The organism is Microbacterium sp. CCH5-D1, assembly GCF_001557335.1.
Classification (GTDB): domain Bacteria; phylum Actinomycetota; class Actinomycetes; order Actinomycetales; family Microbacteriaceae; genus Microbacterium; species Microbacterium oxydans.
In genome coordinates, this window is record NZ_LSJW01000094.1 from 1 (window position 1) to 5,308 (window position 5,308).

At 69.3% G+C, this 5,308-nt stretch carries 7 protein-coding genes; 2 read left to right on the forward strand and 5 right to left on the reverse strand.

Going from position 1 to position 5,308, the window contains the following annotated elements; translation table 11 throughout:
• Positions 1-499, reverse strand: a 499-nt coding sequence (locus AX744_RS06390) for an inositol monophosphatase family protein (RefSeq protein ID WP_331709294.1), incomplete at its 3' end; no start/stop codon positions are given.
• A gap of 63 nt (positions 500-562) precedes the next feature.
• The gene (locus tag AX744_RS06395; RefSeq protein ID WP_058631632.1) at positions 563-931 is read right to left on the reverse strand and encodes a VOC family protein; all 369 of its coding nucleotides are present in this window, start codon (positions 929-931) and stop codon (positions 563-565) included.
• 62 nt (positions 932-993) lie between these two features.
• Here AX744_RS06395 and AX744_RS06400 point away from each other — a divergent pair, with 62 nt between their 5' ends.
• Entirely contained in the window at positions 994-1,443 is a 450-nt protein-coding gene (locus AX744_RS06400) for a MarR family winged helix-turn-helix transcriptional regulator (protein WP_046746853.1), read from the forward strand.
• A gap of 11 nt (positions 1,444-1,454) precedes the next feature.
• Here AX744_RS06400 and AX744_RS06405 read toward each other — a convergent pair whose 3' ends face one another.
• From AX744_RS06405 to AX744_RS06415, 3 genes are read right to left on the reverse strand one after another with little or no spacing between them, the layout of a single operon-like run.
• Entirely contained in the window at positions 1,455-2,228 is a 774-nt protein-coding gene (locus tag AX744_RS06405) for a heme ABC transporter ATP-binding protein (protein WP_058631633.1), read from the reverse strand.
• Entirely contained in the window at positions 2,225-3,298 is a 1,074-nt protein-coding gene (locus AX744_RS06410; protein ID WP_058631634.1) for a FecCD family ABC transporter permease, read from the reverse strand. The genes AX744_RS06405 and AX744_RS06410 overlap by 4 nt, the downstream gene beginning before the upstream one ends.
• Positions 3,295-4,401 carry a heme/hemin ABC transporter substrate-binding protein gene (locus AX744_RS06415; protein ID WP_061015902.1) on the reverse strand — a complete coding sequence of 369 codons (1,107 nt, stop codon included), beginning with the start codon at positions 4,399-4,401 and terminating at the stop codon, positions 3,295-3,297. Before AX744_RS06415 ends, AX744_RS06410 begins: the two co-directional genes overlap by 4 nt.
• Before the next feature lie 163 nt (positions 4,402-4,564).
• On the opposite strand from AX744_RS06415, the gene AX744_RS06420 reads away from it, so the two are divergent.
• On the forward strand, positions 4,565-5,308 hold a 744-nt coding region (locus tag AX744_RS06420), incomplete at its 3' end, for a hypothetical protein (protein WP_197429166.1).

Genomic DNA, 5,308 nt, shown 5'->3' on the forward strand with positions numbered 1-5,308 from the left:
CTGCGAGCAGCACAGGGGTCGCGTCTGCTGCCGGCCCGTGAAGCCTTCGCCGCGTGCCGCGGGACTCGCGGTACGCCCCCAGTCCCGCTCCGGCGGAGTAGACGTGCTCGAGCTCGGGGGCGTGCACCACGCCGGCGAGCCAGGTGCCGGAGCTCACGTCCTGCACCGCGACGGACGATCCGTAGTGCGGCAGTCCGCGCACGAAGTTCGAGGTGCCGTCGAGCGGGTCGATCGACCAGCGCAGCGCGGAGCCGGTGCCGGTGGTCGCGTACTCCTCACCCGACACCTCGTCGTCGGGGCGGTGTTCGGCGATCACAGCGCGAATCGCGCGTTCGGCGCGCAGGTCGATCTCGGTCACCACGTCGCCGGACGCGCCCTTCGTGCGAAGGCCGAGTGCGTCGGGCGATGCATCGCGCTCGTCTGCCGCCTCGGCGAGGACTGCGGCGCCGGCAGCGGCGGCGGAGAGGGCGATGTCGAGCAGTTCGGATGCAGACGGCATGGCGTATCGATCCTCCGGTGGGCGATCCTCCAGCGTAGCGGCGGGCAGGCACGCGGCGGGGAGTCAGGCGCGGTCGTGGAGGGTGATCCGGTACCCGTCGGGGTCGGCGAACGTGAAGGTCCGACCGAACGGGCCGTCGATCGGTTCCGCGACGATGGTGTGTCCGTCGGCGAGGAGTGCATCGTGGATGGCCTGGACATCGGTGGCGTGCAGCCAGATGGCGGCGCCGATGCCGGGCTGGGCTACGCCGGTCAGGTCGGTGCCCGGTGCGATGTCCCGGAGGGCGAACGCGATCGGTGCGGTCTCGAAGACGACGGCGTGGGGAGGGCCTGCGGGAGAGCGGACGAGGCCGAGGTAGCGCTCGTAGAACGCCTGGGAGGCGGCGAGGTCGCGCGCCTGCAGGGAGATGAAGTCGGGGCCGGTGACGGGCATGGGAGAATCCTTCGCTTTGTGTCAGTTTTCTGACATAGGCGAGTGTATGTCAGAATACTGACATGAGTCAAGACCGCGCAGGCATCGACCTCGACACGTCGTTGGGCTACCTGCTGAAGGAGGCATCGAGCGCTCTCCGCACCGCGATGGAAGAGGTGCTGCGTCCGCTCGGCATGACCATCACCCACTACTCCTGTCTCGAACTGCTCTCCCAGCGGCCCGGCCTGTCGAACTCCGATCTCGCACGGGGCGCATTCGTGACGAGGCAGTCGATGAACGTCCTGCTCCAGGCGCTCGAACGCGAGGGGTTCGTCACCAGGCCGTCGGAAGCGCCTGTCGGAAAGACCCTCCCCGCCCGCCTCACCGAGCGCGGCCGTGAAAGTCTCGCGACGGCGACCGCGGCCGTCCGCTCCGTCGAGGTCCGGATGCTGTCCGGTATGACGCAGGAGGAGCAGACGGGAGCACGGAAGATCCTCCGAAGCATGATCCGCTCGCTTCGCGAAGAGTCCTAGCCCCGCAGGGTTCAGCGCCGAGCGACCACGAGCGGCACACCGGTCGTGGGGTGGGGGAACACGTCGACCGCCTGGCCGTACACTTGCTCGATCCGCTCGGCAGTGAGCACCTCGCTCGCTGTGCCTGTCGCCGCGACACGACCGCCCGTGAGCAAGGTGACGCGGTCGGCGTGCGCGAGTGCGGCGTTGAGGTCGTGCAGCACGATCGCCACCGCGATCCCCGTGTCAGCGAGTCCCCGGATCAACCGCATGACGTCTTCGTGGTGCTTGAGGTCGAGAGCAGCGGTCGGTTCGTCGAGCAGCAGGACGCCGGTGGCCTGGGCGATCACGCGGGCGAGGGCGACCCTTGCGCGCTCGCCGCCGGACAGTGAGGGCACGGCCCGCGATCCGAGCGCCGTCACCTCGGTCTGTGTCATCGCTGCGGACACCAGCTCGTCGTCCTCGTCGGCCGCGGGTGTGCGTGCCCACGGAGTACGCCCCATGCGCACGACCTGTTCGGCGCTGAAGGGAAACGTGACGGTGTTCTCCTGCAGGAGGACAGCGCGCTGCTGGGCGAGCGTGCGCGGCTTGATCCGGTCGATCGACCGCCCGTCGAGCTCGACCGTCCCTGCGTGAGCCGGCACGTCTCCGGCGAGCACTCCGAACAGGGTGGACTTGCCGGCCCCGTTCGGCCCGACCAGGGCGTGGATCTCTCCGCGGTGGATCTCGATGGAGGCGTCGTCGAGGATCGTCCGTCCTTCGCCCACGCGAACCGTGAGCCCCGATCCGCGCAGCCGCACGTTCATGCCCATCCTCCCGAGCGACGGCGGGTGCGCACGAGCAGCCACAGGAAGAAGGGCCCGCCCACGAGCGAGGTGATCATGCCGATGGGCAGATCGGCGAGCGGTACGGCCGTACGCGCGACGAGGTCGGCGACGGCGATGAGCAGTGCGCCACCGAGAGCCGAGGCGATCACGAGCGGCAGGTGGGCCGGCCCGATCAGCATGCGCATCAGGTGCGGGACCACGAGCCCGGCGAAGCCGATGATCCCCGCGAACGCGACCGCCGCGCACACCAGCAGCGCGACGGTCACGATGACGACGATCCGCAGCAGCTCGACATTGACGCCGAGGTGCCTGGCGGTGCGCTCGCCGAGGGCGAAGAGGTCGAGGCTCGGTGCCACGATCAACGCGATGACGACGCCGATCAGCACGAGGGGTGCGACGAGCTGGATGTTCGACCACAACGCGCCGTTCAGCGATCCCAGCTGCCAGAACACGATCTGCTCGCGCGTCGACGTGGTGCCGAGGAACGTGAAGAACGCCATGCCGGCGCCCGCGATCGCGTTGATCGCGATGCCCGTCAGCAGCAGGGTCACGACCTCGGTGCGACCACCGGACCGACTGATGAAGTACACCGAGAACACTGCGACCAGCCCCCCGAGGAACGCGAACGCCGGCGTGGTCCACATGCCGAACGTCGCGAGTCCGAAGGTGATGCTCGCTGCCGCGCCGAGCGCTGCGCCCGAGGAGACCCCCACGACACCGGCGTCCGCGAGGGGGTTGCCGAAGATCGCCTGCATGAGCACACCCGAGACGGCGAGGGCGGCGCCGACGAGCAGCCCGAGCACGATGCGCGGCATCCGCAGATTGAAGATCACGCCGTAGTCGGTGGAAGCCGTCGGCGCCCACGCGGTGTCGATGCCGACACCGCGCAGCAGCACTCCGATCAGCGATGCGGGGGAGAGGTCATACTGTCCGCTCGTGATCGACACGATGCAGGTGACGGCGAGCGCGACGGTCAGGCCGACCGCCACCAGCGCGAAGCGCAGACCCCGGTGTCTCGAAGGGGTCGGGGTGACGACCTCGCCGGTCACGTCGCGGGCTCGGGGGCGTAGAGGGCGCGAGCCAGGGCCCCGATCACGTCGGCGGTACGTGGACCGAAGCTGAGGATCTCGCTGTCCGCCATGTCGATCACGCGGCGATTCGCTCCGGCGGGGGTCTCTGCCACGGCGGGGATCCGCTCGATCAGTCCGTCGATGCCGCCGACCGACTCCAGACCGTCGGTCATCATCACGAGGACGTCGGGCTGTGCGGCGACCAGGGCTTCCGCGGTCATCGGCTTCATACCCTCCCAGCCGATCTCGGCCGCCACGTCGACACCGCCGACGGCGTCGATCAGCGAATCGGCTCCGGAGTCCTCGCCGAAGATGTAGTAGACGTTCGCGCTGCCGCGCACGTACAGGAACAGCATCCGTGCGCGTTCGGCTTCGTCGGCGGGAACGACCTCGGCGATCTCCGCGAGCGTCTCGTCGACCGATGCATCCAGCCGCTGGATGAGTGCTTCACCGCGGCTCGGCACACCGAGAGCGGCGGCGATCTCGGTCACCAGCTCGTCGGTGGTGTCGAGTCGCCGGTCGCTGGAGATCACGACGACCGCGATTCCCGCGTCGCGCAACTGCTGACGCACCTCCTTCGGGCCGATCGTGGTGTCGGTGAGGACCACGGTCGGGGCCAGCTCGAGGATCGCCTCGGCATTGAGCGTGTGACCGGTCTTCGTCACGACGGGAAGGTCTTCGGTACCGGCGAAGACGGTGGAGGCGTCGCGACCGACGACCTGATCGCCGAGGCCGAGCGCGAACACGGTCGATGCGATCGTGCCCGAGATGTCGATCGGGAGGATGCGGTCGACGTCGCTGATCTCGACCTCGTGGCCCTCGCTGTCGGTCACGGTCACAGGCAGCTTCGGAGCGCTGTCGTTGTCGACGGGCTCGATCGCGTGACTCGACAGGCAGGCGGTCGAGGGGCCTTCGTGCGTGCGCACGTCGTCGATGAGGTCGAGCGAGGCGAGCGGGACGGATGCCTGCGGGCAGTCGTCATCGGCGACGGAGGCCGGTGCCGCGGTGGCCTCCGGTTCTGCGCAGGCGGTGAGCCCGAGGGCGAGAACGGCGACGAAGAGGAGGGCGGGAACTCGACGCATTAGGCAAGGCTATCCTAAAACTTGACGCGCGATGATCCGCACCTCTACGCTCGGGACCGGCGGCTTGCTTAGCTAAGCCTAACCAAAACTCCTTCCTCGCCCGACTGCATTGCGGCACCGCCGGCGCGCCTGCTTCTCGGTGCGCCCGGAGCCGTGGAGAACCGTGAACACCACAGCCCCCGCACCCTCGGTGAGCACCCGCATACGCGTGCTGCTCGCCGCTTTCGTCTCCCTTCTCCTCGTCGCCGCCGGCGCGGTGATCGTCCCGCCAGCGCATGCCGCCGGCGCTGCGGTCACCGCGACGGTCGCGTCGGCAACCACCTCCGGCGTGAGCGTGCAAGTGCAGGCCGCCGGCCTGCCCGAGGTCGAAGGCACGTACGCCGCGCTGATCATGAAGGGCACGGAGTCGGGACTCAGCGGCGGGGGCGGGTATGCCGCGTTCGTGATGCCGACCGTCGCCGCCGGCGCGAGCTCGTTCACGCTCGATGCACCGGCCGGATCGCTGGATCGGACGAAGTCCTACGAGGTGCTCGTGTGGCAGAAGCACTCGAACCCCAGCGACGCCACCATCTACGGTCGCGGCGATGTCGTCATCTCGTCCGGACAGTGGGACGCCGTGTTCGGTCCCGTGCCGACCGATCCCGGTACGGACCCTGGCACCGATCCTGGCACCGATCCTGGCACCGATCCTGGCACCGACCCCGGCGCCGATCCTGGCACCGACCCCGGTACGGACCCCGGCACCGATCCGGGTACCGATCCGGGCACCTCGCCGAAGTCTGCGGCGATCGAGGTCTTCCTCGCCGACGGCACCACGCCGGCCGCAGGCGCCGCTCTCAAGGCGGGCGACAAGGTCGTGGTGAAGGGATCCGGCTACGACCCGACGGCGAACCTCGGCACCGAGGGG

Coding starts and splice junctions, on each gene's coding strand:
- AX744_RS06395 (WP_058631632.1), bottom strand. CDS start 931: ATGCCCGTCACCGGCCCCGACTTCATCTCCCTGCAGGCGCGCGACCTC.
- AX744_RS06400 (WP_046746853.1), top strand. CDS start 994: ATGAGTCAAGACCGCGCAGGCATCGACCTCGACACGTCGTTGGGCTAC.
- AX744_RS06405 (WP_058631633.1), bottom strand. CDS start 2,228: ATGAACGTGCGGCTGCGCGGATCGGGGCTCACGGTTCGCGTGGGCGAA.
- AX744_RS06415 (WP_061015902.1), bottom strand. CDS start 4,401: ATGCGTCGAGTTCCCGCCCTCCTCTTCGTCGCCGTTCTCGCCCTCGGG.